Origin of the sequence: Streptomyces sp. NPDC007875, assembly GCF_042868035.1 — a bacterium.
Lineage (GTDB): Bacteria > Actinomycetota > Actinomycetes > Streptomycetales > Streptomycetaceae > Streptomyces > Streptomyces antimycoticus.
This window is the reverse complement of sequence record NZ_JBIADZ010000005.1, coordinates 226,568-252,550: the sequence shown is the minus strand read 5'-3', so window position 1 is coordinate 252,550 and position 25,983 is coordinate 226,568. Positions and strand designations below refer to the sequence as shown.

The window sequence follows — 25,983 nt, the reverse complement described above, 5'->3', positions numbered from 1 at the left end:
TCTGGTTCGTTCCGATGGTGGCGGGGTATGGCCAGGGGATGAACGCACGCCTTCGTCTCGCCCAGCAGCCCGAGGCGGACGCCCTGCTCGAGCGCGACCCACTGGCCCTGATGATCGGGATGCTGCTCGATCAGCAGGTGCCCATGGAGTGGGCGTTCTCCGGTCCGTACACCATCGCGGGGCGTCTGGGCAGGGACCGACTGGACGCCCAGGAGATCGCCGCCCACGACCCCGAGCGGTTCGCCGCGCTGCTGTCGGAGAAGCCCGCCGTGCATCGCTACCCGGGCGCGATGGCCGGGCGTATCCAGCAGCTGTGCGGGTATCTGGCCGAGCACTACGACGGTGACCCGACCGCCATGTGGCGCGATGCCTCCTCCGGTGAGGAACTGCTCCGGCGGCTGAACGAACTGCCCGGTTTCGGCAAGCAGAAGGCGCAGATCTTCCTCGCGCTGCTGGGCAAGCGGCTCGGGGTGCGGCCCAAGGGCTGGCGCGAGGCAGCCGGGTCCTACGGCGAGGAGGGCGCGTATCGCTCGGTGGCCGACATCACCGGGCCCGAGTCGCTGGACAAGGTCCGCGCCCACAAGCAGGAGCTCAAGCGGCAGGCCAAGCAGGCCAAGGGCGGCGCGGGAGGCTGAGCGGGGGCCTTTTCGGCGGTGCCGGGCTTCAGGCGGTGCCCAGCGCGTCCCGCAGGGTGTCCACGGCCAGGGTGAGTGCGGCCCGTGCGGCCCGGGTGTCGCGGAGCGCGTCGAGCATCAGGAAGTCATGGATGATCCCCTGCATCCGCAGGGCGGTGACCGGCACTCCGGCCTCCCGCAGCTTGGCCGCGTACGCCTCGCCCTCGTCGCGCAGCACATCCGCCTCGCCGGTGATGACGAGGGCGGGCGGCAGCCCGGCGAGCTGGTCGGGGGCGGCGCGCAGCGGGGAGGCGGTGATCTCGGAGCGGTGCGCCGGGTCGGTCGTGTACTGGTCCCAGAACCACTTCATCGCCTCACGGGTGAGGAAGTAGCCCTCGGCGAACTCCTCGTAGGAGCCGGTGTCGAAGGCGGCGTTGGTCACCGGGTAGAAGAGCACCTGCCGCACCAGCGACAGATCGCCGCGCTCCTTGGCGAGCAGGGTGAGGGCGATGGCCAGGTTGCCGCCCACCGAGTCCCCGGCCACCGCGATCCGGGAGGCGTCGAGCCCCGCTCCCTCGCCGTGGGCGACGATCCACTGGCCCACGGCGTAGCTCTGCTCCAGCGCCACCGGGTAGTGGGCCTCGGGGGAGAGGTCGTACTCGGGGAAGACGACCGCGGCGCCCACTCGGACCGCCAGCTCCCGGACCAGCCGGTCATGGGTGTGGGCGTTGCCGAACACCCAGCCCGCGCCGTGGATGTAGAGAATCACCGGAAGGGTGCCGACGGCCTTCGGAGGGCGGACGATCCGCGCCTTGACGCCGCCAGCCGGGATGCCGCCGACGCTGATCCATTCCTCGTCCACCTCCGGTTTGGGCACCTCGCCGGACTGCACCTCGTCGAGCGTGCGACGGCCCTCCGCGGGCGTCATCTGGTACGGATACGGCGGTTTGGCGGTGGCCTCGGCGAACGCCGCGGCGGCGGGTTCGAGGACGGGGCGGGCCGGAGCGGTGGTGGACATCTGCTTCTCCTTTTCCGGTCCGATTCCGTCCGACGATCTCACCCCGGCCGCCGCGGCACCCACCGCTGTTACGCCACCCGGGCCTCCGTCGGGCCCGGGTGGCCCATCGACGGCATCACCTGATCGGGCCCGGTGCCGGTGACGGATCGGGGACCGGGTCGGGGCCCGGCGGCTTGGGCACCGGATCGGGGGCCGGCCCCGGTGTGGGGCCGGGTGTGGGGTTCGGCGGCGGCTCGGGCGGCGGGGTGGGAATCGGGTCGGGCGGCGGCCCCGGAGGCGGTCCGGGCACGGGGCCGGGTGCGGGACCCGGTTCGGGGCCGCCCGGACCGGGCGACGGAGTCGGAGACGGCGGCCCGGGTTCTCGCTGCGTCGGGTGGATGAGGGTCGGGTCGGTCTGCCGTGCCACGGTGTCCTCCAAAGCTCGTCGGCGGGTGGCCACGTCGTTTCCGGGGCGGGTGCCCCGGTCCCCTGGGATGTACGCATGGACTCGGCGCCGAACGCGCGAGCAGCGGGGGAGGCGGGCGATAATTCCTCCGCCCGACGGAAGCGGTGTCGCCGGCATCGCCGTCGTCATGCGACGTTTTCCTGATCCGGATCCCGGAAATCCGGACCATCGCTCACCCATATCCTATCTGTTATGGCTTGCTGCTTATCAGTGCAATGCCATATTCTTCGGCGCTCTCTATGGAATTGTCCGTGCACTGACCCAGGCCCTGGTGTCCGCCGCCGTCGGCAAGGCCATCGACGCCGGGATCATCGCCCGTGACCAGCGGGCACTCCTGGGGTGGGGCGGTGCGGTGGTGGCCCTCGGGACGATTCAGGCCGCCGCCGGAATTCTGCGCGACCGCGCCGCCCTCACCACCCGGCTGGGCGCCGCCTATCGCACCGCACAACTCATCGCCCGCCAGGCCGCCCGGCTGGGGCGACCTTGCCGAAACGGGTGGCCAAAGGCGAGATCGTGAATGCCTGAGTGGCCGATATCGGCCGAATCGGGGAAGCGCTCGCCGAGCCCGCCCGGGGCAGCGGCTCCGTCGTCGCCATCGCCGTCGTGGCGGCCATCTTGCTGCGCACCTCCTGGCAGCGGCGCCGCGGGGCGGGGCTCACTCGCCCCCGGCGACCGTGACCTCGACCCCCTGGGCGCGCAGCGCCCGGATCTCGTGGGGGTCGGCGCCGTCGTCGGTCACCAGCGTCCAGCCGGGCGGCAGCCGCACCCAGGTGTGGAAGGGGCGGCGGCCGATCTTCGCCGAGTGCGCGAGTACGTACACCGCGTCCGCCCGGCGGGCCATCAGCTCCTTCAGCCGGGTCTGCCGCAGATCCGCCTCGCAGATGCCGTGTTCGGCCGTCACCCCGTCGGCGCCCAGGAACACCCGGTCGAAGGTCATGCGCTCCAGGGCCGCCTCGGCGAGCGGGCCGAGGAAGCTCTGGCTCAGCGGCCGGAGCGTACCGCCGAGGCATTCCACCCGTACGGTCTCCACATCGGCGAGCTCCTGCAGTGCGGTGAGCCCGGTCGTGGCCACCGTGAGCCCTTCGGCGGTGCGCAACTCATGGGCGAGGGCGCCGACGGTCGAACCGGCGTCGAGCAGCACCGTCTCCCCGGTGCGGATCGTCGACGCCGCCCAGCGCGCGATGGCCCGCTTGGCCTCGAACGCCTCGCCGGTGCGCTGGCGCAGCGACGCCTCCGGGTGGGCGACCAGGGCCATCGCCCCGCCGTACGTCCGCGCCAGCCGCCCGTCCGCGGTGAGCTGGGCGAGGTCGCGGCGGATGGTGGAGGCGGTGACGCCGAAGGTGCGGGACAGCTCCTCCACGCTGGTCAGGCCTGTGGTCGTGGCGAGGTGGACGATCTGGTCGCGCCGGGCCCGCGCTCCGGTCACCGGCATCTCTCTCGCGTCTCTCGCGTTCCTCAACGTGGGCTCGGCCTCGCGTTCCTTGGCAGGGGCTGGGCGTCAGCGGGCGGGGGACGGAGCCATCTCGGCGGCCTGCCGCAGCGCCTCGATCATGCTACCGGCGTCGGCCGTGCCGGTACCGGCGATGTCGAAGGCGGTGCCGTGGTCGACGGAGGTGCGGATGACGGGCAGACCGACGGTCAGATTGACCCCGGCCTCCAGGCCCAGCACCTTGACCGGGCCGTGCCCCTGGTCGTGGTACATCGCCACGATCAGGTCGTAGTCACCGCGTCCGGCCAGGAAGAAGGCGGTGTCGGCGGGGAGCGGGCCGCGGGCGTCGATGCCGTCGGCGCGCAGCACCTCCAGCGCGGGCACGATCTTCTCCTCCTCCTCGCCGTAGCCGAACAGCCCGTTCTCCCCGGCGTGCGGATTGATCCCGCACACCCCGATCACCGGTTCGGGGGTCCCGGCGCGGACCATCGCCTCATGGCCGCGGCGCACGGTGCGCTCGACCAGACCCGGCTCGATCTTCCGCACCGCGTCGATGAGGCCGATGTGGGTGGTGACGTGGATGACCTTCACCGTGGGGGTGGCCAGCATCATCGACACCTCCTCGACCCCGGTGAGCTGGGCCAGCAGTTCGGTGTGGCCGGGGAAGACATGGCCGCCCGCGTGCAGCGCCTCCTTGTTGAGCGGCGCGGTGCAGATGCCCTGCACCTCACCGTTCATGGCGAGTTCGGCGGCGGTCCGTACGTACTGGTAGGCCGCGTCCCCGGCCACCGGGGAGAGCGTGCCCCAGGGCAGCTCGGCGGGGAGCAGCCCGAGGTCGACGACGTTGATCCGGCCCGGAGTGAACGCCGCGTCCGCGGGCGTGGCCACGGTGACGATCTCGCACGCGATATCGCGCAGCCGCGCGGCCTGCCGCAGCCGCTCCGCGTCCCCGATGACCACCGGACGGCAGCGCCGCAGGGTGTCCGGGTCGAGCAGCGCGGGGACGATCACCTCGGGTCCGATGCCGGCGCCGTCGCCCATGGTGACCGCGATGAGCGGAAGCGGGGCGGGAGCGGCGTCCGCACCAGCGGCCCCGGTGGGGGCGAGGTTGGTGGAGGAGTTCATGAGGTGACCTTCCGTTCCATCGGGTGGGGGCGCAGCGCCTGGGCGATGTGGCGCAGGGAGTCGGGGTCGCCGAAGCTGCCCGGTCGGGTCACGACGGACCGCCCGTCGGGAGTGGAGAGATGAACGGCGCCATGGTGCACCTGGCCGACCGGATCGAGCTCGGTCACCGCCAGGGCATCCAGCACCCGGCGTGCCGTCTCGCCGCCGGTCAGGACGAGGTCTACGGCGCCGTGGTGCGCGGCGACGGCGTCGCCGATGGCGCGGGCGAGGCCGAGCACCAGCCGCCGGGCGGACACGGGCCGGGGCCGCGTGCCTGCCTCGTCGGCAGGGCCCGCGCTCGGGCTTTTGTCCGGGCCTGTGCGGTCCGCCCCGCCGCCGGACGGTGGCGCCGTGGCGGGCTGGGGGCCGGGTGCTGGGTTGGGTGGCGGGCCGGGGACATCGGCGGGCGTGACGGTCTCGTGTTCCGGACGGGGGGATGGGATGGGCGCCGCGCGGCCCGTTGTCGGCTCGGCGGCGTCGGCCGCCACCCCGGGCGTCGGTGTCGGGTCGAGGACCCCGGGCGTCGGTGTCGGGTCCGGGTCCCCGGGCGAGGCGGCGAGAGAGACGACCGTGACCGGGGCGGTCAGCGGGGGCAGCAGCAGCGGGGGACCGTCCGCCAGCAGTCCCGCGAGCGGGAGTCGGTGGTGGGTGGCGCCGTCCTCGACCAGACGCCGGATCTGTTCGGCGGCCGCGGGTTCGGCCGTTCCGACGACGACCAGCACCGGTCGGCCGGTATCCGTCGAGGGCGCCGCGGTGCCGGCTGCCGACGCGGCGGCCCCCGTCGGGGTCGCAGTGGCGGTGCCGGCGGCCCGAGCCGCAGTGGTGGTGGGAGCGGCTTTGGCGTTCGCCGAGGCCACCGTGGTTCCGGCCGTCGACGCGGCTGCCCCCTCCGGTGTGGTGATGGCCGGGCCGTTGGCGGCGGCCGGAGCCCCGGTGGAGCCGGGGGCGGCCGGGCTCGTGGTGGCGGGGGTAGCCGGGGTCGGGTTGGCGGTGTCGGCGGTCGGAGCCCCGGTGCGGTCGGTGACCGCCGGAGCCGTGGTGGGCTTGGCGGCGGCGGGGCCCGTGGCGGCGGGGCCGGCCGGGATTGCAGTGGTCGTGTCGGCTGTCGGAGCCGCCGACACCGCGGTGGCGTGGGCGGCAGCCGGAGCCGCGGTGGCAGGAAGAGCCGTCGTCAGGTGGCGGCCGAGGGCCACGGCCAGGCCGCCCGAGCCGACCAGCCGCATGCGGGGGCCCTCGGCGAGCGATGCCTCGACGACCGCTTCGAGATCGGCATCCGTCTCCGCGTCGCAGATCGCGACCCGTCCGGCTGCCACAGCCGCACGCAGCGCGGCCAGCAGGGCAGGCGGGGAGGCCCGTACGGTCGTCAGCGGGATCAGCGCGGTCGGCAGGCCGCCGAGTGCCTGGGCCACCGACGCGGGTGGGGGCAGGGGTTCGGCACGCCATGCGTCGCCCTCGTGGAGCGCCACCCCGCCTATGTGGACCACCCCCGAGCGCACCACGCGCCCGGCGATCGGCAGCGCGGGGGCGAGCACCACACCCGCTCCGTCCTCGGCGAGGGCGGCGATCTCGGCGGCGACATTGCCCCGCAGCAGCGAGTCGATCTTCTTCAGTACCAGGGTGTCCCTGTCGGTGTCCCCGTCGGGCGAGGACAGCCGCAGCGCGTCGCGAACCGCCTCGGCCGCATCGGCGGCCGGTCGGTAGCGGGAGTCGAGGTCCAGGACGGTCGCCTCGCCGGGATGGCGGGGGCGCAAGGCCCTCGCCACACCGCCGCTCGCCCCACCCCCGTTCACCGCGTCGGACATCCCCACAAGCACAACCCGGCTGCGTGTTGTGCGCGAGTGAAGCGCGGCTGCCACCTCCGCGGCGCCTGACAGGTCATCCGCGATGGCCAATAGCCTCCGGTTGGGCGTCATGTCCACCGGCACCTCCTCGAATGACCGTGACGGACGGAGCGATCCGATGGCGTGGGCATCGGTTCCGTTGTGCCGATGATGGCATACGTTGCGCGAAGTGCGCGAGGAGTATTGCGTAAAGCGCGCAGTCATGTCACGGTGACCGCCGCGACACTTTGACCTGTACGGCCGTCATCCGGGCGCCGCGCGGGTCGAGCGATCCGGTCGCTCGCCTCAGGAACGCCGAGAGGTCAACGATGACCCGAATCCCCTTCGGCCCGGCCCTCAGCCGCCGGTCCGTGCTGCGCCTCGGAGCAGGCGCCTCAGCAGGTATCGCCCTCGCCCCGCTGGCCGGGTGCGCGGGCCCCACCGGTGCCCCCGGGCCCGGCGCGATCAGCCTCGGGCTGAACCGCTCGCTGGTCAGCCTGGACAACAAGCTGAACCAGTTCGACGCGGCGGTCACGGTGCAGCGCGCGGTGCGCCAGGCGCTGACCCGGATCGGCACGGGGCTCCGGCCCGAGCTGGTGCTCGCCGACCGTTTCGAGATGACCGGGCCCACCGCCTGGACGGTGCGGCTGCGCCAAGGAGCCCGCTACTCCGACGGAACGCCGGTCACCGTCAAGGACGTCTCGACCGCCCTCACGATGTACGCGGGCGTCAACGGCTCGTTCATCGTCGGCCTCTTCCCCGAGATGCCCACCGTCGAGCCGGTCGACGAGCGCACCTTCCGCCTGCACACCAAGCGCCCGGTGCCCATCCTCGACCAGCTGATGGCCAACATCCTGATCAGCCCCGCCGGCGGGAACCGGCCCGAGGAGCTGTCCGGCGGTGTGGGCTCCGGCCCGTACGTGGTCACCTCGGCCAACTCCGGCACCGGTGAGTACACCCTGGACGTCAACCCCCGGTACTGGGGGCGGCGCCCCACCGTGGACCGGGTCCGGGTGCGCTTCGTCCCCGAGGAGTCCAGCCGTGTCGTCGCCGTGCGCAGCGGTGAGCTGGATGTCATCGACACCATCACGCCCGACTCCGCCGAGCAGCTCAAGGGGCTGCCGGGGGTGCGTCTGGACCGCACCTCCGGCACTCGCGTCAACCAGCTGTTCTTCAACTTCCGCAAACCGCGCGGACATCCGCTGGCCGACGCCCGGGTGCGCGAGGCGCTCAGCTACGCCATCGACGGCGAGGCCCTGGTGCGCGATGTGCTCACCGGCTCCGCCCAGCAGGCCGAGGGCGTCATCCCGCTCGCCCTCAAGGGCTCGGTGCGCACCGGCCGTTATGTCCATGACCCCGGCCGGGCCCGCAAGCGTCTCGCCGCGCTGGGCGCGAGCGATCTCAAGGTGAAGATCATCTGGGAGTCCGGCGAGTTCCCCGCGGACACCTCGGTGATGGAGGCCGTGCTGGAAATGCTGCGCGCGGTCGGCGTCCGCGCCTCCCTCCAGCAGTTCGAACCGGGCGGCGACATCCAGCAGTGGCGGCAGGGCCGCCGGGGCGACTGGGACGTCCTCGGCAACGGGTTCTCCGTCCCCACCGGCCACGCCTCCACCAGCCTCCAGGGCATGTACGGCGGCACCGCGGAGAAGGAGCGGACCCGGGACACCTACCAGGGCTATGTCTTTCCGCGGATCGCCGCCCGGCTGGCCGACGCCTCCGCCGAAACGGATGAGAAAACGCGGAACACGAAGCTCGCCGCCGTCCAGAAGCAGATCTGGGACACCCGCCCCTGCCTGTGGGCCTTCGTCCCCGATGTGGTGCTGGCCCGCCGCACCCGGGTGCGCGATGTGCGCCTGCTGCAGCTCAACTCCTACGACCTCGCCGCCGTGCGCCTGGAGGGCTGAGCCGTGACGCGCTATCTGATACGCCGTCTGGGCCAGAGCGTCCTGACCGTCTTCCTGACCCTGACCACCGTCTTCGTCCTGGTCCGCATGGCCCCCGGCGATCCCGCCGCGGCCCTGGCCGGGCCCAACCCCTCCAGCGCCGACCTCGCCCGGATCCGGGAGCAGTTCGGCCTCGACCGCGGACTGCTCAGCCAGTACGGGCTCTTTCTGCGCGATCTGTTCACCGGCGACCTCGGCACCAGCTACTCCTTCCACGCGCCCGCCCTGGACGTGGTGCTCGACCGGGTGCCCTACACCATCACCCTCTCCCTCTCCGCGATCACCCTCACCGCACTGGTGGCCGTGCCGCTGGGCGTATGGATGGCCCGCCGCGCCGACACCAAGCGCGAGCTGGGCGCCAATGTGCTGACCATCGCCGGGCAGTCCATGCCGGACTTCTGGATCGGCGTGATGCTGCTGACCCTCTTCGCCGTGGCCGTTCCGGTGCTGCCTGCCTCCGGCTTCACCACCTGGGGCGGACTGGTGCTGCCCACCGTGACCGTGGCGATCCTCCAGATGGCGCTGATCTCCCGACTGGTCCGCCGTGAGATGGTGGCGGCCCTCGCCGCGCCGTATGTCACCGTCGCCCGCTCCCGCGGGGTTTCGAACCGCGTACTGACCTGGCGCTACGCCATGGGCAACTCCGCCATCCCGGTGCTCACCGCACTCGGCACCCGCTTCGCCGCCATGCTCAACGGCGTCGTGGTGGTCGAGGTGGTCTTCGGCTGGCCCGGTGTCGGCTCGCTGGTCGTCCGCGCCCTGGAGACCCGCGACTATCCGCTGATCCAGGCGACCGTCCTGGTCACCGCCGCCCTGGCGGTCCTCGTCCAACTCCTCATCGACCTGGCGTACCCGCTGCTCGACCCGCGGGTACGCCTGGGAAAGGCGGCCTGAGATGAAAGGCGCCCTCGAAACCCCCGCCGAACCCCCAGTCCCCGCGAAGGCCGGCCCCGCGCCCCGCCCCAGCGCGGTCACAGCCAGGGACCTGGCGCGCGCCACCGCCACCCGGCGCCGCCGCAGCGCGAGCCTCAAACTGTGGGCGGGTGCGGTGTGCACCCTGCTGGTGGTGGTCCCCGTCGCTCTCGCCCAGGTGCTGCCGTTGCCCGGCGCGGGCGACCAGGACCTCTCCCGGCGTCGGCTGGCGCCGCTGACCGACGGCCATCTCTTCGGCACCGACCAGCTCGGCCGCGATGTGCTCTCGCGGGTGCTGCACGGCGGCCAGGTCTCGCTGTCGATCGGTGTGCTCGCCGTCGTCGTCTCCGGCCTCATCGGCATCGTCGCGGGCGCCGCCGCCGGGTACTACGGCCGCTGGGTGGACGCCGTCGTCTCCCGGCTGCTGGAGGCCCAGATGTCGCTGCCGCTGCTGATGATGCTGCTGCTCGTCGTGGCCCTCTTCGGCCCCTCCGTCACCGTCATCACCTGCGTCATCGCCATCGCCCAGTGGCCCGAGGTGGCCCGGCTGACCCGGTCGCTGGTGCTGGTCGAGCGGGAGAAGCCGTATGTCGCCGCCGCTCAGGTGCTGGGGCTGCCCCGGATCGCCATCCTGGCCCGCCACATCATCCCCAACATCGTCCGCCAGGCATCGCTCGTGGTCCTGCTGCTGCTCGCCCAGGCGGTGCTGCTGGAGAGCGCGCTGAGCTACCTCGGCGCGGGCCCCCAGCGGCCGTTCGCCACCTGGGGCCGGATCATCTCCGACGGCCAGGACTACATCACCACCTCCTGGTGGCTGGTGACCCTGCCCGGCCTCGTCATCGTGCTGCTGGTGGTCGGGGTCAACCTGCTGGGCGACGGGCTGCGCGACCGCACCCGCCGACGTGCGACGGAGGGCTCCCGATGAGCGACACCCGAGACACCCGCGACACCCGAGACACCCGAGACACCCGAGACACCAACGGCACCAACGGCACCCCCGACACCGGCGCCCCGGGCCCCCTGGTGGAGGTCGAGGACCTGCAGATCGAGCTGATCACCGACCGCGGTGTGGTGCGCGCGGTCGACGGGGTCGGCTTCACCATCGGCTCCGGCGAGACGGTGACGATCATCGGCGAGTCCGGCTCCGGCAAGTCCACCACCGCGATGGGCCTGCTGCGGCTGCTGCCCGACGGGCTCGCCGTCCTCTCCGGGACGGCCCGGATCTTCGGCGCCGATGTCATCGCCGACGCCAAGGCGGCCGGGCGGATCCGCGGCCGCGGGGTCTCCCTGATCCCCCAGGACCCGATGACCGCGCTCAGCCCGGTGCACACCATCGGCCGTCAGCTCGGTGAGGCACTCCGGCTGCGCCACCCGGGGATGTCCCGCGCCGACGCCCGCGCCCAGGGCGTCGAACTGCTCGGCCGGGTACGGATCCCCCACCCCGAGACCCGCTGGGGCGCCTACCCCCACCAGTTCTCCGGCGGCATGCTGCAGCGCGTCCTCATCGCCATCGCGCTGGCCGCCGAGCCCCGGCTGCTGGTGGCCGACGAGCCCACCTCCGCGCTCGACGTCACCGTCCAGGCGGGCGTCCTCGACCTGCTGATGGAGCTCCAGGAACGCACCGGCATCGGCATCCTGATGATCACCCACGACCTGGGCGTGGCCCGGCTGGTCTCCGACCGCATCCACGTCATGCGCGGCGGCCGCTTCGTGGAGTCGGGACCGGTCGAACAGATCGTGGACCACCCCCGCGAGCGGTACACCCGCGATCTCCTCGCCGCCGTGCCCACCCTGGGCCCCTGGCACGAGACCCCCGCCGCCGCCACCGTCACCGAGGAGGCGCTGTGACCACACCCCTGCTGGCCGTCGAAGACCTGGTGGTCGAATACCCGGTCGCCGGCGGTGCCTTCCGCGCGGTGGACGGCGTCAGCTTCTCCGTCCCGCCCGGCGGGGCGCTCGGCGTCGTCGGCGAATCCGGCTGCGGAAAGTCCACCATCGCCCGCTCCCTCGTCCGGCTGCTGCGCCCCACCGAGGGCCGGATCCTCCTCGACGGAACCGATATCGCGGGCCTGCCCGAGCGGCGGTTGCGCCCGCTGCGCAAGCGGGTGCAGATGGTCTTCCAGGATCCGTACGGCTCCCTGGACCCGCATCTGACGGCCGAGGAGATCGTGGCCGAGCCGCTGCGGCTGAACGGCATGCGCTCGCGCGCCGAACGCGCCCGCCGGGCCGCCGTCCTCATCGACCAGGTGGGGCTGGACTCCGGCGCGCTCCAGCGGCGCCCGGCCGAGTTCTCCGGCGGCCAGCGCCAGCGGATCGGCATCGCCCGCGCCCTGGCCAGCGGCCCCGAACTGCTGGTGTGCGACGAGGCCACCTCCGCGCTGGACGTCTCCGTACAGGCCCAGGTCCTCCAGCTGCTGCGGGAACTCCAGGCCGAACAGGGGCTCGCCTACATCGTCATCTCCCACAACCTCGGAGTGGTCCGCGAGATCAGCTCCGAGGTGGTGGTGATGCGCGCCGGGAGGATCATCGAGTCCGGGCCGACCGGCACGGTGCTCTCCGCGCCCGCCGACCCGTACACCAGGGCGCTGCGACGGGCGGCGCTCGACCCGACGACCATGCGGGGACGCAAACCGCGCGCCCTCGTGTCCGCGATCGCGGCCGACCAGGAACCAGGAGCAACGCAGTGAACGCGCATCCGCAGACCCACACCACCACCCAGGCGTCGCCCGGCGGGGTCGCCCTGCCGGGGATCCCGGTGCCGCTCTCGCGGCTGGTGCTGGGCACCATGACTTTCGGCGACACGGTGGACCGCGCGGGCGCCGCCGCGATGCTGGACACCGCGCTGGACGCCGGGGTGACCGGGGTGGACACCGCGAACGCCTATGCGGGCGGCGCCACCGAGACGATCCTGGCCGAGCTGCTCCCCGGCCGCCGCGACCGCATCGTGCTCGCCACCAAGGCCGGTATGCCGCACCCCGACGCCGGCGACCACTCACCGCTGTCCGCGCGCGGGATGCGCGCGGCCCTCGAAGGCAGCCTGCGCCGCCTGGGCACCGACCATGTCGACCTGTTCTATCTGCACCAGCCCGACCGCTCCACGCCGCTGGAGGAGACGCTGGGCACGGTCGCCGAGTTCGTCGCCGAGGGCAAGATCCGGGCGCTCGGCGTCTCCAACTACGCCGCCTGGCAGATCGCCGAGATCACCCACACCGCCGAACGGGTCGGCGCGCCGCGCCCAGTGGTGGCCCAGCAGCTCTACAACCTGCTGGCGCGGCGGATCGAGGAGGAGTACCGGGAGTACGCGGCCACCAGCGGACTGCGCACCATGGTCTACAACCCGCTCGGTGGCGGGCTGCTGACGGGGCGTCACGCCTTCGAGGAGCAGCCGGAGTCGGGCCGTTTCGGTGACTCCCGGGTGGCCGCCATGTACCGGCAGCGCTACTGGGACGCCGGGCTCTTCGAGGCCGTACGGACCCTGTCCGGGATCGCCGAGGAGGCGGGCATCCCACTGGTCGACCTCTCGCTGCGCTGGCTGCTCGGCCGGGACGGGGTGGACGCGCTGCTGCTCGGCGGCTCCCGCGTCGAACACCTCCGCGCCAATCTGGCCGCCGCGACCGATGGCCCCCTACCGGTGGATGTGACGGCGGCGTGCGACGAGGTGGGCGCCCAGCTCAGGGGCCCGATGCCCGCGTACAACCGCTAGGCCCTGTCCGGTGGATCTTCGGGGGCCCGCGAAGATCCACCGGACAGGGCCTAGGTCCGCGGTACTTCCCCTTCCCGGAGGGCCGGGGCCCGCCCGGCCGCAGACATCCCCGCACCACAGCAACCATGAGGAGCCCGGCGCCCATGACCGCCGACCATGACACCGCGATGCCGCCGACGGACGGACGGCTCCGGCCGCGCCCCGGCGACCCGGCCCGCCAGGAGGCGTTCCTGCCGGCGCCCGCCGTCCAGAACCACGCCGCAAACCTCACCGTGCTGCCCGGCGGGGATCTCGGCTGTGTGTGGTTCGGCGGCACCCAGGAGGGCGTACCGGACATCTCCGTGTGGTTCTCCCGGCTCGCCCCCGGCTCCGGCACCTGGACGGAGCCGGTCCGGCTCTCCGGCGACGACACCCGCTCGGAGCAGAACCCGCTGCTGTTCCCCACCCCGGCCGGGGAGCTGTGGCTGCTCTACACCGCCCAGCGGGCGGGCGACCAGGACACGGCGGAGGTCCGGCTGCGGGTGTCCGCCGACGCGGGCGCCACCTGGGGCGCGCCGCGCACGCTCTTCCCGGCCACCGAGGCGGGCGGGGTGTTCATCCGTCAGCCGGTGGCCGTCCTGGACTCCGGACGCTGGCTGCTGCCGGTGTTCCACTGCGTGGCCACCCCGGGGGTCAAATGGGTCGGCGACCACGACACCAGCGCGGTGATGATCAGCGACGACCAGGGGCGGACCTGGCGTGAGCGGCCCGTGCCCGGCTCGACGGGCTGTGTGCACATGAACGTCCACCAACTGCCGGACACCACCGTGCTGGCCCTCTTCCGCAGCCGCTGGGCGGACGCCGTGTACCGCGCGCACAGCACCGACGGCGGGGAGACCTGGAGCGAGCCGGTCCGCACCGAACTGCCCAACAACAACTCCTCCGTGCAGTACGTCCCGCTCGCCGACGGGCGGCTCGCGCTGGTCTACAACCACAGCAGCCGGGCGGACGCCACGGCCCGCCGCGTCTCCCTCTACGACGAGATCGACGACGAGGGACGGACCGGCGAGCCCCCCGCCCCGGCCGCCACGCCGGACGACGCGGCACCCGGTGCCTTCTGGGGCGCGCCGCGCGCCCCGATGACCCTCGCGCTGTCCTCCGACAACGGCCTGACCTGGCCCGTACGGCGCGATCTGGACACCGGTGACGGCCACTGCCTGACCAACAACTCACGCGACCGGCTCAACCGCGAGCTGTCCTACCCCACCATCCGGCAGGGCTCCGACGGCACGCTGCACATCGCGTACACCTACCACCGCCGGGCCATCAAGTACGTCCGGGTCACGCCGGATTGGGCGGCCGATGTCTGAGCCCCGGCACGCCGTGGTCACCGGTGTCAGCTCCGGTATCGGCGCCGCGATCGCCACCCGGCTGCTGGCCGAGGGGTGGCGGATCACCGGGATCAGCCGTACGGCCCCCGCGCACCCGGTCGCGGGGCTGCACTGGATCCCGGCCGATCTGTCCCGGCCGGAGGACCTCCCCGAGGTGCTCGCCCCGGTGTCCGGGGTGGACGCGATCGTGCACGCGGCGGGCGTTCAGCGCTCGGCGCGGCTGGGGGAGCTCGTGCCCGAGGACGGGTCCCTCATGTGGCGGATCCATGTGCAGGCGGCGGGCGTCCTGGTCGACACGCTGGTGGACCGGATGGCGGACGGCGGCCGGGTGGTGCTGGTGGGCAGCCGGACGATGTCGGGCGTCCCGGGCAAGAGCCAGTACGCCGCCACCAAGGCGGCGCTGCCCGCCCTGGCCCGGTCCTGGGCGGCCGAGCTGGCGCCCCGGGCGGTCACGGTGAACGTGGTGGCGCCGGGGCCCACGGACACCCCCATGCTGCGCGACCCCGGCCGCAGCGGTACCCCGCCGGTGATGCCACCGCTGGGCCGGCTGGTCCGTCCCGAGGAGGTGGCGGGGCTGACGTCGTTCCTGCTGGGCCCGGAGGGCGGCGCGGTCACCGGGCAGACGCTGGTGATGTGCGCGGGCGCCTCACTCTGACGGGGGAGGGGTGCCCGGGCGGGCGAGCGCCAGCAGCCTCGCGGTGTCCCCGGGCCGGGCCTGGAGCGAGGGCAGCAGCAGGGTCCACAGATCGGCCAGATGGTCCTCGACCAGCCGCCGCCCGTCGAGGGCCTCGGAGATGGTGTGCAGCCCGAAGAAGGCGAAGACGACGGTCCGGGCGGCGGGCAGCGGATCGACATGCGGGGCCAGATCGCCCTCGGCACGGGCCTTCTCCATCATCTGCCCCACGGCGTCCATCCACCCCACGAAGGGCGGTGGCATGGGCGCCTCGATCAGGGTGCGCTCGGTCCACAGCCGGGCCCCGGCCCGGACCAGGAGGTCATCGCGGAAGGCGCGGGCCACCGCGAAGCTGAGCCGTACGAGTTGCTCCAGGGGCGGCGCGTCGAGGGCGGTGTAGCGCTCGATCAGCGGGGGCCAGGTGGCGAAGTGCTCCTCCACCACGGCGAGGGCGAGTCTTTCCTTGCTCGTGTAATGGAAATAGATGGCGCCGCTGGTGTGACCGGACCGGGAGGTGATGTCGCTGATGCTCGTGCCGGCGTATCCCCGTTCGTTGAAAAGGAACGCGGCGGCCTCCAGAAGGGATCGGCGTGTTTGCTCGGCCCGTTCTTGCACGTGTTCGTCGTCCTTCAGCAGCCCGTCGGATGTGACGGGGAGAACTTAGCGGACTTTCGGTCGGTGATGGTGATGAGGCGAGACAGGTCAAACATTATTAGTATTTTAAGGTGATCGTTCGTGAGGCTGATGGCCTTTCGGAGCCGTCCGGTCCCACCGGGCGGCCGCTCAGCTGGTCCCGCACCGTGGCGCGGGAGGCGGTGCACCGGGTCTCGGTGGCCGAGGTGCTGCTCACCGACGTGCGTACGCACGGTGACAACCGCTTCGAGGCCGCCGCCCAGTGGCCGCGGTCCCATCCCACCTTCCCGCACGGCAAAGACGGCCGCCACCATCCGCTGATGATCGCGGAAACCCTGCGCGAGCTGGGGATCTACATCCCCACGCGGTACTACGCGGTGCCCGCGGGGGCACACTTCCTGATCCGGGACATCTTCTACCGGCTGGACCCCGAGACCGAGCCCCGGGCTCCGTACGGCGCCTCCGACATCACCTGCCGGGCCGCCGTCACCGACATCCGCACCACCCCCTGCGGGCGCTTCGTCTCCGGGATGCGGCTGGATGTCGTGCTGTCCGCGGGCGGCAAGCTCTTCGCGTGGGCTGGGGGCACCGCGCGTTTCCTCGACGGCACGGCCTACGCGGAGACCCGGTCCGCCTTCCACGGGCACACCGCGCGCCGCCGGCTGCGCGCCGCGGTGCGGCCCTCACCTGCGCAACTGGCCGTTCCCGCGGCCCGGGACGTGCTGGTGGTACGGGACGGGGGAGTGGTCTACCTCGACCCCGCCGACCCCCGGCATCCGTTCTTCTTCGACCACTGGAGCGACCATGTGCCGGGCCTGGTACTGCTGGAGGGCGCCCGTCAGGCGGCGGCGCTGGCCACCGGCGGAACGCTGACCCGGCCCGTCGCCTGCCGGATGAAGGCGATCCGCTTCACCGAGTCGTTTCCGCCGGCCGTGGTCGAGTGCACCTCCCACGGGCGAACGTGCGTCTTCCGGCTGCGCCAGGCCGATGTCTGCACGGCGGTCGGCGTGCTCCAGTACCTCTGAGCGACGGACACACTGTGCGACGAACTCACGGGCGACGAACGGACTGAACGACGAACAAATCGCCGACACTGAGTTACCTCTTGCTTACTGCGGGTCATGAAACTAACGTAGTGATCGTTATGTTTCGGGCAGGCGAATCTCACGGCCTGTACGACAGCAGCGGTCGGCGCACGGCGCCACTTCCGAGCCGCCAGAACATTTCCACTGAGCGGTTCCCCGCACGTACAGGCACTCCCTGCGCCGATTCCTCCACCTCCCATGGAACGGCAGACAGATGACAGCCGAAAAGCTTCTCGGATGGACCCCAGCCGCCATCGTCTTCGACTGCGACGGCACCCTGATGGATTCCGAACGACACTGGGTGGAGGCGCGCGAAGTGGTGCTCAGAAGCCACGGAACCGCCCCCGACGAGGAGTTCGCGCAAAGCACGAAAGGGCTCCACTACACCGAATGCGGCCGCATGCTGGCCGAATTCGCCGGCCGCCCCGAACTCGCCGACGAAATGACCGAACAACTCCTCGACGCCTTCCGCCGGCTGGTGGCCGAGGACCCGGTCACCATGCCGGGAGCGCCCCAACTGGTGGCGAAGGCGGCGACGTTCGCCCCGCTGGCCGTGGCCAGCAACTGCCCGCGCGACGTGGTCGAGGACGGGCTCGCCAAGGCCGGGCTGCTGCGGTACTTCGGCCATGTGCTGGTCCCTGAGGGGCAGGTGCGGCCCAAGCCGTATCCCGACGTCTATCTGGAGGCCGCCCGGCTGTGCGGCGCGGCCCCCGAGGACGCCCTCGCGGTGGAGGACTCCCACTGCGGGTTTCTGTCCGCCTCGCGCGCCGGGCTGAGGGTGCTCGGTGTCGGGCCGCGGAAGCCGGTGGACGAGCCTCCGCCGGTGGATGTGTGGGTCTCCACGCTGGCCGACCCGGAGCTGGTCAAGTGGGCGGACTCCCGGGCGGCCTGAGGCGCCGACGCACGCTCACCGCCTGGTCGGCGGGTTCCGCGCGTCACTTCTTCCCGTCGTGGCCCGTATGGCTCGCCGAGCCGTCCATGCCCTCCATGCCGCCCATCCCGTCCCCCTGCTTCATCCCGTCATGGGACGCGCCGTGGGACATCCCCTTCTCGAGGGATCCGCCGAGCTTCTCGCGCAGGGGCTCCAGTGAGCTCATGGACAGGCCGGTGACCGACCAGCGCTTGCCGACCAGGTACATGCCCCCGTAGTCCTTCGACGTCGTCAGCCAGTCGTGCTGGCCCTTGTCGGTGGCGAAGGTGACCATCGTGAACCGCTTCCCGCCGGACCCGCAGGCGCCCTGGCGCAGCTCGTCCGCCTCGGTGATGACCGTGGCCTTGCAGCCGATGGCGTCGGCGATCTTCGTCAGCGGTGCGGGCTTGCCGGGCTTGGCGAATTCCTTGGTGGCGGGGGACACCTTCTTCTGCTCGTGCTTGGCGCCGTGTGCCTGATCGCCTCCTCCGCAGCCGGCCAGGAACAGCAGGGCCGCGCCGACCGCGGTGGCACGGAGTACGAGTGACACATCAACCTCCCGTAGAAAATCCGGCGGGGCGGCCCGGGCCGGACGGCCTCGGGCCACCCGCCGCGGTGGACCGTAAGTGATGGAGTCTTTCTTACTGGCCCGCCTTCTTGCCCTTGTCGGTGACCGCGAACCAGGTGCCCTTCACGCCCTGGCCGTTGATGTCACCGGGCTTCTTGTCCCCGGTGAAGGTGTACAGCAGCCAGCAGTCGAACGCCGCCTGCTTGGTGCCGTCGGGGCGCTTGAAGGAGGTGACCTTCGCGGCGTCGAGCCCGGCGACCTTCGTGGTGTCCACGGCCTTGACGGGCTTCCAGGTGTCCAGGCAGGCACCGAGGCAGCCGGTCTTCATCGGCCAGGCGCTGTCCTTGTCGAACCGGTAGACGGTCATGCCCTTGCCGTCCACGATGATCTTGCCGAGCTCGGCGTTGTTGTTGACCATCAGCTGGAGGCTGTCGTCCGCGGCCGCGGTCTTGCCGGCCGGCTTTCCGTCGGGCGCCAGCGCGTTCCAGGTGCCGCCCACGCCCTGGCCCTTGGTGTCACCCGGCTTGGCGTCGCCCGCGAAGCGGTAGACCGGCCAGCCCGCCAGCGTCAGCTGCTTGGTGCCGTCGGAGCGGGTGACCGAGCCCAGCTTGCTCGATTCGATACCGGTGGTGGCCGCGGCGTCGTCCGCGGGCACCGCGGGCCACTTGGTGGCGCAGTCGTCGTTGCAGTTGGACTTGGCGGGCTTGGGGGTGTCCTCGTCGAACCGGTAGAGGGTCCAGCCCTTGCTGTCGGTGACGAACTTGCCGAGCTTGGCGTCCTCCTTGACCGCCAGCTGCTTCGCCGGACCGGTGCGCCCGGCCTCGCCGCCCGCCTCGTATCCGCCGGTCGCGCCGGCCACCGCGCCCGCGCCCGCCGACGCGGAGGCCCCCGCACCCACGGTCTGACTGCCACCCGCCGGCTGCACGTTGGCACTGCCCGCGGAGTTGTCCTTGCTGCTGCCGCAAGCCGCCGTCAGCAGAACCATCGCTACCGACACCCCGGCGAACGCGATGTGACGCTTCTCCATGACCATCCCTCTGCAATCTCGATCGGTCCGGCGATGATTGCGCCGACGTCATGTCCATACGGAGCCCATGCGGACCGGCGCTCAGCGGCTTCCGAATTTGTCACCTGACGCAAAAAAGGCCGGATCGTTGAGCACGCAGCAGTCGACGGCCGTTTCGCACGGCCGTCGTGGTGTCGGGTGGTGCGGTGGATCACCCTGTGGCCTACTCCTCGATACGCAGCGCCAGGGCGGGGCAGCGGCGGACCGCGCGGACCGCCTGGGCCCGCAGCTGCCGGGGCACATCCATCTTGGCCGAGGCCGGATAGCCGTCGATGCCGAGCGTCAGCACCTCGGGCGGCAGGATGTCCGCGCACAGCCCGTGGCCCTGGCACAGCGACCAGTCCACCAGGAGCTTTTCCATCGGCCCCCGCTGAGGGCGCTCGTCGCGCGCAGCGGGGTTCAGCGGGGCGGGCGGCAGGGCCAGCGGCAGCGCGTCCTCCGGCAGCGGCAGCACGCCCATCGTCGGCCGTCCGCAGCCGGCGCCGAGCGCATGCGCCTCGAACTCCTCGGGGAACGCGTCCAGCGCGGTGGTCACGAAGCCGGCGGTGCCGTCGGGATGGCTGCAGGCGCCGCGCCCCCGCACCGAGTTGACGTAGGCGCGCACATTGTCGATCGAGGACTGGCCGCCGCCGCGCTCCACCTGGCCGATGGCGTCCGCGAGCGCCGGCAGCCCGATGAAGCAGGGCCCGCACTGACCGGCCGTCTCGGCGGCCAGCCAGCGCGCCACCCGCGCGGTCTCGCCGAGCGGGCAGGTGTTCTCGGGGATGGGCAGCACCGCCCCGGCGCCCAGCCGGGCGCCGTACTTCTTCATGGACTCCCGGGAGATCGTGGCGGCATTGATGCTCCTGGGGTCCAGCCACTTGCCGTGGTAGCCGCCCACCAGCACCGCCTGGCCCGGGGTGAGACCGCACAGCTCCAGGACGTAGGTCAGCGGCACCCCGGTGGGCGTCTCCATCACGTACTTCCCGCCGACCGTCAGCAGCGTCGTGCCCGGTTCGGTGGGCAGCCCCACCGAGCGGTACGGCAGGGCGCCCATCCGCGCGGCCACCGCGAGTTGGGCGAAGGTCTCGGTGTTGGACAGCAGGGTGGGCAGTCCGCTGAGCCCGCTGTCGCTGGTCCGGATCTTCCGGCCATTGGGGATGGCCGGGGCGCCGCTGATGCCGTTGATGACCGCGCCGCCTTCACCGGCGACGAACCGGTCCGGGGTGCGGTTCACGCTCACCGGGACCCCGCTGGGGCCGCGTTCGGCGATGGCGGCGGCCACGGACTCCTCGACATCCGTGCGGTGCACCGCGATGGCGACCTCCTCGGCACCGAGCGCCTCGGCGGCCAGGACGGCGCCGTCGATCACCAGATGCGGGGTGTGCAGCAGCAGCGCGGTGTCCTTGAGGCAACTGGGCTCACCCTCGCTGCCATTGACCACCACGGCGCAGCGTCCCTCGCGCCGGCCGGCCGACTCCACGACGGCCTGGACCTTGGTGGCGAAGGGGAAACCGGCGCCGCCGCGCCCGCGCAGATCGATGTTCTCCGCGAGCGCCACGAGTTCATCCGCCCGGAGGGCGGGCATGGTGCCATGAACGGTCAGATGGCCGACCCGGTCGAGCCGGTACACCTCGTCGAGCCCGGCCAGCAGCCGGGGCGGATCGACACAGGCGAGCCTGGGTTTGGTCGTGATCACCGGTCCCACCCGCGAGAGGCACCGAGCGGCTGACTGTCACGCGTGCCGGGCTCGGCCGAACGGGGGCGCGGCACAGTGGGATCGGCCCGCCGGGTCCGGCCCTCCTGCATGCTGCGGGCGGGAGGGTTCCTGACCTCGATGCCGTCCGCCCGGTCGATGTCCTGGCGCCGCCGCGCGACCAGCCGCAGCCACAGCGCGATGGCCACACCGGCCAGGGCGGCGATGTAGCCGTAGGTGGCCCAGGTCTTGGCGGCACGCCCCGCCTTCAGACCGTGGATCAGCGCCGCGCACCACGCCGGATAGGCGCCCACATGCAGCGCCCGCCACCAGCGGTACCGCCAGCGGGAGTTGCCGGCCGAGGCGAACGAACTGCGCACCGCACCGGTCACCGCGGCGATCACGAAGAGATAGCCGGCGATGGTGCCGAGCCCGATCAGCACCGGCTGATTTGCGTCAGCGAACGGCAGCACGATGGATGCGGCGTTGGTGTGGCTCTCCGCGATCTTGACCCAGATGTGAACGGCCAGGAAGAGCAGACCGGCGACCGCGGCCGCCCGGTGGACGGCCTGGGCCATCAGCCGCTGCCTGGTGTGCAGGATCAGCTGGTCGGTCGCGGCGAGCCCCCACAGCACCGCCGACGTCAGACAGACCAGCGCGAGCACACCCGCGCCGAAGTCGAGGAACACGAAGGTCTTGGCGAACGCGCCGGCGTCCCAGGCCACATACAGGGACAGCGCGATGGAGCCGAGAATGGCGTAGATCCGGATGTGGCGTGGCCATCCCATCCCGGATGGATCACGCTGCTGAGTCCGGCGAGCGGCCCGTCGTCCGCCTCGAGCCCGGCGTCCCCCGTGACGCCCCTGCGAGGAGGGGAGCGGCGTTTGGGACATGGACATTGGAGCCTCCCGATCGCGCGGATTCGCGCGGGTGACGAGATACGTCAAAGTCGTCTTGGGGGCAGCAGCTTCTCGGAAGTACACGTGATCTCCATAAGATTTGTCGTAACGTGACAACTTCTAGTGGACGGACCCTGCCCACGCCGTTCCCGGCTGATCCACTGTCGTTTCAATGGCAAAGAACCGGCAAAGTGTCGGGACCGGGAGGGGGTGGGGTCCTCTATGACGTAGCGGAGGACCCTCGACTCCCTGACCGGTACTGGACGAACCGGTGACGGAGGCAACCTCCACGGACCTGGCCGACCCCCCAACGGCCAGGTCTCCCCCCGGCAAGAACGAGGTAATGATGGGCGAACTCGTGAACCGCGTCTGGTCCCGCCCCCGTGGCGAGTGGACCCGAGTGCTGCGCAATGAACTCCCGTCCGTGGCCGACGAGGTGGTTGAGAACCTTCGGCACAGAATTCCGGGATTCGCCGAACTTCTGGAGGACTCTGAGCGAGACAAGGTCCGAGGGGGAGTCGAGCAGGCTCTCCTGACGGCACTCGGCCACCGCAAGGCGGGCGAGGACGGTGCGGGCGAGCAGGCCGCCGTCCCCCCTTCCGGTGAGGAGGCGCTGGCCGAGGTGCCGCCCGAGCGGGCCCGGCGCGACCTGTTCGAGGCCCTCATCGGTGAAGTGGCGGTATCCGAGCGCACCTTGGTGGAGCTTTCCCGGGCGGCCCGGTGGCCGCTTCCCGAGACAGTGCAGGCCATCGCCCTGCCCACGCCGGGCGAGGCGCCGCAGTTGGCCGCCGTGCTGGGCGACACCCTCATCGGCGCGGTCGGCGACGAGCTGTGCCTGCTGATCCCCGACCCGGACGCGGACCCGGGCCCCACGGTGGAGACCGCCGCCACCGCCGCCACTGCGGAAGGCGACCGGGAGCCGGAGCGCGAAGCGCCCGCCGAGCCCGGCACCCGGACGGCACTGGAGACCGCGCTGCGCGGCCGCACCGCGGCCGTGGGCCATGTGGTGCCGCTCAACGACGCGTCCTCGTCGGTGCGGTGGGCACGGCGCCTGCTGACCCTGGCGCCCGCCCGCTCCGGCCCCGAGGCCCGGGTGCTCTTCGTCGACGACCATCTGTCGATGCTGCTGCTCCTGCAGGACGAGTCGCTGGTCCGGGCGCTGGCCGCCCGGTGGCTCAAGCCGCTGGTCGGGCTGACCCCCCGGCAGAGCGAGCGGCTGCAGATGACGTTACTGGCCTGGCTGGAGGGCGGTGGCGCGCCCGAGGCGGCCAAGGCCCTCAAGGTGCATCCGCAGACCGTGCGCTACCGGCTGCGCCAGATCGAGAAGCTCTTCGGGCCGGGTCTGCGGGACCCCCGAATACGCTTCGAGCTGGAGATGGCGCTGCGCGGCCGCAGGCTGATGGCGCAGATGGACCGGATACGGCGCCACGCGTCCCGGGTCGGCCGCCGGACCCGTGCCGGCGCGCCCCCCGGTGTCCGGCCGCTGGGCATCGCCAGGGAGGCACGCGTCAACGGACTCTGACTCGCAGAAGGCGAACCGCCGGCCGCGCTCACGCGGTCGGCGGTTTTCGCTGTCGCGGGCCGACCCGGACCCGCCGCTCGGACGATGCGGATCGCCGGAGGAGGGCCCTAGCCTCGCGCCCCGGCGGGCGCCGCGGTACGCGGGGCCGTACGCATCGCCGCGTTCAGGCCGAGCAGTTCGCTGTAGGCGTGGGAGCAGAAGGCGCATCCGGCCAGATGGCGTGCGAGCGCCCGGCCGCGCACCCCGCCCCGGCGCACCGAGGCGCCGATCAGGCCGCTGTAGTGCCGGCACCGGTCATCGCGCGCCGACTCCAGATGGGCCCGCAGATACGACTCCCGCAGCCCCTCCCGGGCCCGGAAGGCCAGCGAGGTCACCCCGCTGGGGGAGATGCCCAGGACCATGGCCACCCGGTGCGGGGACTCCTCCTCGACGAGGGTCAGCCACAGCACGGTCTGCCAGCGCTCGGGAAGCCCCCGGAAGCTGCGGATGAGCAACCGGCGGTCCTCCCGGGCCACCAGATGCTGCTGGGGATCGGCCGTGGACGCGTAGTGCCGCCAGGACTCGAAGTCGGCGGTCAGCAGCACCCGGCGCTCCCCGGCGCTCCACTCCGTCGCCGTATGGCGCACGACCGTGAGCAGATACGGCCGCCAGGGACCCCTGGGTCCGCCCCCGGCGCGAACGGCCTGGAAGGTGCGGAAGAACGCCTCGGAGGCCAGGTCCTCGGCGTCATGCGGGTCACGGCAGCAGGTCAGGGCGTAGCGCAGGGTCGCCGCGTGGTGGCGGCGGTAGAGCAGGTCGCCCGCCGCCGGGCTGCTGCTGCCCGACCGGTAGCCCTCCGTCAACTGCCGGGTGAGCTCGTGGTCCGAGGCGGTACGGACCGGGCGGTCGGTATGTCCCCGGCCCTGGAGCCCCTCGGTGTCCGGATGTCCCGCCGCCGGAGTGTCGGTGGCCGCGTCGTCGTCCGCGGCCTCGTGTAAGTGCGCGGTGGCAGCGCGACGCGCGCCGGCCTCACGGCCGACGCGCGTCTGGTGATCGTGTTCCATCAGCCGCACTGCTTGCCGCTGTTGATGCAGTCCACCGCCTCGTTCATCAGGTCCTCCGACATCACGTTGATGAAGTCGTCGTGGTCGGTGATGGGCTTGTGCAACTGCTCGGGGAAGCCGTCCACCGCGAACGGGGTGTTGGCCGGCACATCGTAGGTGATCGTGTTCACCAGCTGGGGGATGGCCTGGAAGCCGTTGGGGCAGGAGCCGTCCTCGCCTGCGAAGGCCACGTGGTCACGGTGGTTGGCGCTGTCGATGTTCTGGCCGTCCCAGCAGCTCTGGAAGTCGAAGGTCCGGGTGACGGAGCTGCCCTCGGGGCAGAGCGGGTACTTGTCGGTCAGCTGCCGGTCCTCGAAGCCGGTGCAGCTCCAGGAGGCGTTGGCGTTGGCGTCGCCGTTGGTGAACGCCTTGGCGTCACCGGTGATGATGCGCAGGAATTTCGGCATCGCCGTGACCTTGCTCTGCGCGTTGCCCTTGAACTCGATCTTGGAGCTGGTGGGGGTCAGGATCGTGCCGACGTTGCCCTCCTGGCCACCGCCGAGCTCATTGGCGTCCGCCTCGTCCTTGCCGTCCTGGGCGCGGACCACGGGCCAGTAGTAGGTCGACTTGTCGTCCTGGTTCTTGCAGGAAGTGCCGCCCTGCTCGAAGGTCTGGTTGTTGGCGAAGGCGTCGTTGCTGTCGTTGCCCACGTAGTCGTGGGTGTGGTGGGCGCCGTTGCCGACACCGGGCGCGACGATCACGTTGTCGCTGTTGCGCAGCTCGGGGTCGCCGACGCCGCACTCGGTGGCGAAGGTGCCGGTGGAGCCGTTCTCCTGGGCCTGCGGCGGCTGCTGGACGTTCGGCTGCACCTTGGTGATGTCGACGAAGTCGTCCTGCGAGGGGCCGTTGCCCGCCTGGCCGCCCGCGTTGCCGGGCACGTCGTTGGCGCCCTCGCCGCCCTGGTCGCCGCCACCTTGCTGGTCGTCGCCCTGCTGGTCGCCCTGCTGCTGACCACCTTGCTGGTCGCCTTGCTGGTCGCCCTGCTGCTGACCGCCTTGCTGCTGACCGCCCTGGGTGGCGACCTCCTGCCACTTGCAGTCGTTCATCCCCTGCAGCTGGGAGTTGTCGCCGCCCATGGCCGAGCCGATGTTGTCCATCGTCCGGGAGCGCTCGTCGTTGAGCTTGGAGAGCACCGCGTCGTTCGAACCCTGCTGCTGGTTCATCTGCTGGTAGGCCTTGGCCACCTGGTTGTCCAGCTCGGCCAGGTTCTTGTCGACCTCGGGCCTGGCCTTCTCCGGCACATCGCTCAGCTTCTGCCCCACATCGGGGCACTGGATCGTCCCCGCCTTCGCGGCCACGGTGTTGTTCTGGCCGGAGTCGCCCTTGTCGCCGTGGGCGGACGCGTTGGCGGCGATGATCGCGGCCCCGCCACCGCCGAGCGCCAGGGCGGCGACGATGGCGACGGTCTTATTGGTGAACCGCCCGCGTTTGTGGGTCTGTTGCCTCATAAGA

24 protein-coding genes are annotated in these 25,983 nt (G+C 72.0%); 13 read left to right on the top strand and 11 right to left on the bottom strand.

Annotation, left to right across the window (positions count from 1 at the left end; genetic code table 11):
* Positions 1–38: 38 nt before the first annotated feature.
* On the top strand, positions 39–635 hold the full coding sequence (locus ACFYOY_RS12865; protein ID WP_351884179.1) for an HhH-GPD-type base excision DNA repair protein: 597 nt from the start codon (positions 39–41) through the stop codon (positions 633–635).
* A gap of 28 nt (positions 636–663) precedes the next feature.
* On the opposite strand, the gene ACFYOY_RS12860 is transcribed toward ACFYOY_RS12865, so the two are convergent.
* On the bottom strand, positions 664–1,632 hold the full coding sequence (locus ACFYOY_RS12860; RefSeq protein ID WP_351884181.1) for an alpha/beta hydrolase: 969 nt from the start codon (positions 1,630–1,632) through the stop codon (positions 664–666).
* Positions 1,633–2,204: 572 nt separating this feature from the next.
* Between ACFYOY_RS12860 and ACFYOY_RS12855 the strand changes: the two genes are divergently transcribed.
* Positions 2,205–2,594, top strand: a complete 390-nt coding sequence (locus tag ACFYOY_RS12855; protein WP_351884184.1) for a hypothetical protein — start codon at positions 2,205–2,207, stop codon at positions 2,592–2,594.
* Positions 2,595–2,732: 138 nt separating this feature from the next.
* On the opposite strand, the gene ACFYOY_RS12850 is transcribed toward ACFYOY_RS12855, so the two are convergent.
* The 3 genes from ACFYOY_RS12850 to ACFYOY_RS12840 all read right to left on the bottom strand — a co-directional run bounded on the left by ACFYOY_RS12850 (position 2,733) and on the right by ACFYOY_RS12840 (position 6,583).
* Positions 2,733–3,509 (bottom strand): DeoR/GlpR family DNA-binding transcription regulator, encoded by a 777-nt coding sequence (locus ACFYOY_RS12850; protein WP_351884187.1) that lies wholly within the window; start codon positions 3,507–3,509, stop codon positions 2,733–2,735.
* Positions 3,510–3,575: 66 nt separating this feature from the next.
* A complete protein-coding gene (gene pdxA / locus ACFYOY_RS12845; RefSeq protein WP_351884189.1) occupies positions 3,576–4,631 on the bottom strand; it encodes a 4-hydroxythreonine-4-phosphate dehydrogenase PdxA in 1,056 nt (351 codons plus the stop codon).
* Positions 4,628–6,583: a four-carbon acid sugar kinase family protein gene (locus ACFYOY_RS12840; protein ID WP_388586534.1), complete on the bottom strand. Its 1,956-nt coding sequence runs from the start codon at positions 6,581–6,583 to the stop codon at positions 4,628–4,630. Before ACFYOY_RS12840 ends, pdxA begins: the two co-directional genes overlap by 4 nt.
* A 236-nt stretch (positions 6,584–6,819) precedes the next feature.
* Here ACFYOY_RS12840 and ACFYOY_RS12835 point away from each other — a divergent pair, with 236 nt between their 5' ends.
* The 8 genes from ACFYOY_RS12835 (at position 6,820) to ACFYOY_RS12800 (ending at position 15,073) form a co-directional block, all read left to right on the top strand.
* Positions 6,820–8,394, top strand: coding sequence for an ABC transporter substrate-binding protein (locus ACFYOY_RS12835; protein ID WP_351884195.1), 1,575 nt, complete (start codon positions 6,820–6,822; stop codon positions 8,392–8,394).
* A 3-nt stretch (positions 8,395–8,397) separates the two neighbouring features.
* Positions 8,398–9,327, top strand: a complete 930-nt coding sequence (locus tag ACFYOY_RS12830; protein WP_161559093.1) for an ABC transporter permease — start codon at positions 8,398–8,400, stop codon at positions 9,325–9,327.
* A 1-nt stretch (position 9,328) separates the two neighbouring features.
* Complete coding sequence (locus ACFYOY_RS12825; RefSeq protein ID WP_351884199.1) at positions 9,329–10,270, top strand: ABC transporter permease; 942 nt, start codon at positions 9,329–9,331, stop codon at positions 10,268–10,270.
* Positions 10,267–11,193 carry an ABC transporter ATP-binding protein gene (locus tag ACFYOY_RS12820; RefSeq protein WP_388586529.1) on the top strand — a complete coding sequence of 309 codons (927 nt, stop codon included), beginning with the start codon at positions 10,267–10,269 and terminating at the stop codon, positions 11,191–11,193. Before ACFYOY_RS12825 ends, ACFYOY_RS12820 begins: the two co-directional genes overlap by 4 nt.
* Entirely contained in the window at positions 11,190–12,032 is an 843-nt protein-coding gene (locus ACFYOY_RS12815; protein WP_351884205.1) for a dipeptide/oligopeptide/nickel ABC transporter ATP-binding protein, read from the top strand. The genes ACFYOY_RS12820 and ACFYOY_RS12815 overlap by 4 nt, the downstream gene beginning before the upstream one ends.
* Entirely contained in the window at positions 12,029–13,048 is a 1,020-nt protein-coding gene (locus ACFYOY_RS12810; RefSeq protein WP_388586526.1) for an aldo/keto reductase, read from the top strand. Before ACFYOY_RS12815 ends, ACFYOY_RS12810 begins: the two co-directional genes overlap by 4 nt.
* 143 nt (positions 13,049–13,191) lie before the next feature.
* A complete protein-coding gene (locus ACFYOY_RS12805; RefSeq protein ID WP_388586523.1) occupies positions 13,192–14,397 on the top strand; it encodes an exo-alpha-sialidase in 1,206 nt (401 codons plus the stop codon).
* Positions 14,390–15,073 carry an SDR family oxidoreductase gene (locus ACFYOY_RS12800; protein WP_351884214.1) on the top strand — a complete coding sequence of 228 codons (684 nt, stop codon included), beginning with the start codon at positions 14,390–14,392 and terminating at the stop codon, positions 15,071–15,073. Before ACFYOY_RS12805 ends, ACFYOY_RS12800 begins: the two co-directional genes overlap by 8 nt.
* On the opposite strand, the gene ACFYOY_RS12795 is transcribed toward ACFYOY_RS12800, so the two are convergent.
* Positions 15,065–15,706, bottom strand: coding sequence for a ScbR family autoregulator-binding transcription factor (locus tag ACFYOY_RS12795; RefSeq protein ID WP_078639228.1), 642 nt, complete (start codon positions 15,704–15,706; stop codon positions 15,065–15,067). The two genes, ACFYOY_RS12800 and ACFYOY_RS12795, sit on opposite strands and share 9 nt — an antisense overlap.
* Before the next feature lie 110 nt (positions 15,707–15,816).
* On the opposite strand from ACFYOY_RS12795, the gene ACFYOY_RS12790 reads away from it, so the two are divergent.
* Together ACFYOY_RS12790 and ACFYOY_RS12785 are read left to right on the top strand one after the other, a co-directional pair.
* Entirely contained in the window at positions 15,817–16,749 is a 933-nt protein-coding gene (locus ACFYOY_RS12790; RefSeq protein WP_351884217.1) for a ScbA/BarX family gamma-butyrolactone biosynthesis protein, read from the top strand.
* 274 nt (positions 16,750–17,023) lie between these two features.
* The gene (locus ACFYOY_RS12785) at positions 17,024–17,701 is read left to right on the top strand and encodes an HAD family phosphatase (RefSeq protein ID WP_351884220.1); all 678 of its coding nucleotides are present in this window, start codon (positions 17,024–17,026) and stop codon (positions 17,699–17,701) included.
* Positions 17,702–17,744: 43 nt separating this feature from the next.
* Here ACFYOY_RS12785 and ACFYOY_RS12780 read toward each other — a convergent pair whose 3' ends face one another.
* The 4 genes from ACFYOY_RS12780 to ACFYOY_RS12765 all read right to left on the bottom strand — a co-directional run bounded on the left by ACFYOY_RS12780 (position 17,745) and on the right by ACFYOY_RS12765 (position 21,816).
* Positions 17,745–18,269, bottom strand: a complete 525-nt coding sequence (locus tag ACFYOY_RS12780; RefSeq protein WP_351884223.1) for a hypothetical protein — start codon at positions 18,267–18,269, stop codon at positions 17,745–17,747.
* Positions 18,270–18,360: 91 nt separating this feature from the next.
* Complete coding sequence (locus tag ACFYOY_RS12775; protein ID WP_388586517.1) at positions 18,361–19,314, bottom strand: SCO0930 family lipoprotein; 954 nt, start codon at positions 19,312–19,314, stop codon at positions 18,361–18,363.
* 202 nt (positions 19,315–19,516) lie between these two features.
* Positions 19,517–21,031 carry an NADH-ubiquinone oxidoreductase-F iron-sulfur binding region domain-containing protein gene (locus ACFYOY_RS12770; protein WP_351884228.1) on the bottom strand — a complete coding sequence of 505 codons (1,515 nt, stop codon included), beginning with the start codon at positions 21,029–21,031 and terminating at the stop codon, positions 19,517–19,519.
* Positions 21,028–21,816, bottom strand: coding sequence for a hypothetical protein (locus tag ACFYOY_RS12765; protein WP_388586514.1), 789 nt, complete (start codon positions 21,814–21,816; stop codon positions 21,028–21,030). The genes ACFYOY_RS12770 and ACFYOY_RS12765 overlap by 4 nt, the downstream gene beginning before the upstream one ends.
* Before the next feature lie 454 nt (positions 21,817–22,270).
* Between ACFYOY_RS12765 and ACFYOY_RS12760 the strand changes: the two genes are divergently transcribed.
* Positions 22,271–23,449 (top strand): PucR family transcriptional regulator, encoded by a 1,179-nt coding sequence (locus ACFYOY_RS12760; protein ID WP_388587213.1) that lies wholly within the window; start codon positions 22,271–22,273, stop codon positions 23,447–23,449.
* A 107-nt stretch (positions 23,450–23,556) separates the two neighbouring features.
* Here the strand turns inward: ACFYOY_RS12760 and ACFYOY_RS12755 are convergent, their stop codons facing one another.
* Positions 23,557–24,492, bottom strand: a complete 936-nt coding sequence (locus tag ACFYOY_RS12755; protein ID WP_388586511.1) for an RNA polymerase sigma factor — start codon at positions 24,490–24,492, stop codon at positions 23,557–23,559.
* Positions 24,492–25,979: a DUF1996 domain-containing protein gene (locus ACFYOY_RS12750; protein ID WP_388586508.1), complete on the bottom strand. Its 1,488-nt coding sequence runs from the start codon at positions 25,977–25,979 to the stop codon at positions 24,492–24,494. The genes ACFYOY_RS12755 and ACFYOY_RS12750 overlap by 1 nt, the downstream gene beginning before the upstream one ends.
* Between the last annotated feature and the right edge of the window lie 4 nt (positions 25,980–25,983).